This is a genomic window from Blautia glucerasea, from assembly GCF_013304385.1.
GTDB classification, from domain to species: Bacteria; Bacillota; Clostridia; order Lachnospirales; family Lachnospiraceae; genus Blautia_A; species Blautia_A ammoniilytica.
In genome coordinates this window covers 1-2,488 of sequence record NZ_JAAITU010000098.1, presented here as the reverse complement: position 1 = coordinate 2,488, position 2,488 = coordinate 1, and the positions used below count along the sequence as shown (strand labels likewise).

5 protein-coding genes are annotated in these 2,488 nt (G+C 36.5%); all 5 read right to left on the bottom strand.

The features are described from left to right. Nucleotides 1-80 precede the first annotated feature (80 nt). On the bottom strand, nt 81-422 hold the full coding sequence (locus tag G5B11_RS18435) for a family 20 glycosylhydrolase (RefSeq protein ID WP_244093080.1): 342 nt from the start codon (nt 420-422) through the stop codon (nt 81-83). Between the two features lie 270 nt (nt 423-692). Then, the gene (locus G5B11_RS18430; protein WP_173729301.1) at nt 693-1,064 is read right to left on the bottom strand and encodes an MmcQ/YjbR family DNA-binding protein; all 372 of its coding nucleotides are present in this window, start codon (nt 1,062-1,064) and stop codon (nt 693-695) included. 112 nt (nt 1,065-1,176) lie between these two features. Further along, a complete protein-coding gene (locus G5B11_RS18425; protein ID WP_158422879.1) occupies nt 1,177-1,755 on the bottom strand; it encodes a hypothetical protein in 579 nt (192 codons plus the stop codon). After that, the gene (locus G5B11_RS18420; RefSeq protein WP_173729300.1) at nt 1,755-1,997 is read right to left on the bottom strand and encodes a hypothetical protein; all 243 of its coding nucleotides are present in this window, start codon (nt 1,995-1,997) and stop codon (nt 1,755-1,757) included. Before G5B11_RS18420 ends, G5B11_RS18425 begins: the two co-directional genes overlap by 1 nt. Nucleotides 1,998-2,168: 171 nt before the next feature. Beyond that, a partial coding sequence (locus G5B11_RS18415; protein ID WP_244093079.1) for an asparagine synthase-related protein occupies nt 2,169-2,488 on the bottom strand: 320 nt, incomplete at its 5' end.

The following is a 2,488-nucleotide window of genomic DNA, read 5'->3' as shown; positions in this document are numbered from 1 at the left end:
ATTTTTTTCTCAACCTTCTTTCTCGGAATTCCTTATATTTGAATTATACAAGAAGCTCCTTTACACTCTGAAGGAGTTTCTCAATAAATGTATAGGTTGGTTTCTTCTTTTCCCACAATAAGAACATCCGTGGAATCCTTAATTTTATTTTTACCCGGCCACTTCAGAGCATTATGCAGATGCGCCAGTGTCTGAATGCAGGGAACCAGCTCGATTCCAAACATGGAAGCGTATGCATCCATCTCCTGGATTTCAGCTTTTATATAGCGTCCGCGGTAGCTGCCGAAATAGGGTTCTCCAGGTACTTCGTAGGTATCTTCTGTATACAGCATCAGTACATTCATTCCCATTTTGGCAAGTGTCCGAATGACAGATTTTACTTTTTCTACTGTAAACACAGCATTTCTGGAGCAGTCCAGCATAAATCCGTTCCGTTCAAAATATACCGTTTCCTGATTTTTTTTCCGGAATCTGCTTCATCGCTTCCAGTAATGCCTCTGTTCCCGCCTTTAGTTTTTCACATCCCATAACTGAAAGTGCAAACGAAAGCTACATAGCCTTTTTTCTCCTTTTGCCGTTACGTTCTAGTAAATCTGCTTTAGTATATACCAGCATGTTTCTTTTTGTCTATGGACAGAATAATTGGAAATATAGACAAAATGAGAGGCCAGATCAGATTTATTCTGCCCGGCCTACCTTTTCTTCATTTTTTCACTGTCAATCAGATCATAAATCATATCCAGAAAGTCAAGTATCCTGGCTTCTCCCACGGAATCATCCAGTAAAACACTGATCCAGTGCTTTTTGTTCATATGATATCCAGGTAAAAGACCATAAGTCTGTGTGAGCAGGCTAACCATTTCGGGATCACATTTCACATTCATGATATCGACTTTACCTTTTTCTGGTAATCCGAGATATTTTCCCTCTACGCACATAAACACAGCATACCATTTCCTGTTTCTGTGTCTGAGTACAGCAGAATTTGGATCTCTTTTCCAAAGATATTCTGGCTCTGTCCCGTACTGCTCTTTTACGTACTTATAAATTGCTTCTTTTTTCACAACCAAATTCTCCTAACTTTTCCTCATAAAGATAAAAAGCATTACCGCATCACGATAACGCCCTTTCTCACTGTAATAGGAACAATACAATTGATAGCACAATTGGAATTACTCACGCCAAAATTGACGTAGCCACCTTCCAAAAAGTTTTCCGTTTTAATTTTATAAGATGTTCGTAAGAGTTCTCTATAAGCTGGTGTATTTTATGATACTCAATATATGCATTTTCAAATTCCGTATATGCCTCTTCAACATCTTCAACCATATTTTCTTTTGCCGCAATTAATTGTTGTTTAGCTTTGGCTACAGTTTCGCAAAGCTTACTCCAAAACTCTCCATTATCAATCACTGTTAAATCAGTAAAACGATAAGTATGTATAAATTCCTTATAAAAATCACTGTATGCAAGACATAAATACTTATAACAGTCTAATATACAGCGTTTCATATGACTGTTTGCTTTATTGATATTTATTTCTATAATGTTTTCATCATCAGTTTCGTAACACTTTGCAGTGTGACTCATAATTGACCGGACTTCATTTAAAATTTCTACAGGAAATTCATTTTCCATAACCTCAAGCTGTGCTACATATGGTTTCACCGTATTTTGGTATTGTTCATATATCATGCTGATTTGTTCCTGATATTTTACCTGATATACTACTGTATGAAGTTTGCTTTCCGGCATTATTTTATCCTCGCTAGCTCTTCATTAACTTTATCCATTGTTTTGATGCGTCTTCTAGATAGCAATGGATTTCCTCTTCCTATTTTTCTTTTATCAACCTTACCTGAAAAAATCAACTTGCGGTTGTTTCTCTTTTGAATATAGGATATCTCTTCATCACAATCCATATTTACAATATCCTTGTATCTTTTCCCAAGCATTTTTTCAAGTATCTCCTGTGATGAGTTACTGATTTTATACATGCCTATCCCCACACTTTTCTTCATTATCCTTTATATGGTTTATGTATCGTATTATACACATATCCGAACGTTTCAATGCAAACAAATATGGTTTTACTATAAAAGTCCTAAATACCATTGTCAACGAATTTTTCGTATATTTACATGTTTACCGTCTCATAACCAACTCTCTCACTTCGAGCATGTAGCAAAAAATCTATCATACCAGATAAGGAATGCCAAAACTGTCCAGATTTTACGGCTGTTATCTGCCTTTTTATCTTTATGGTCGTTCAGTAGCTGAAGCAGTTTCTCTGTATGGAAAAATTCTTCTGCTTCTTTCGAGGTAAATAAATCTGTTACCATCTGATACCAGTCATTCTGCCGCAGCCACACACGGATTGGAATGGGAAAGCCAAGTTTCTTCCGTTCATCGGTTTCCTGTGGAAGAAATCCTGAAACAGCTTTACGGAAAATATATTTGGTTGTACCCGCTGCAATCTTGGCTTCTT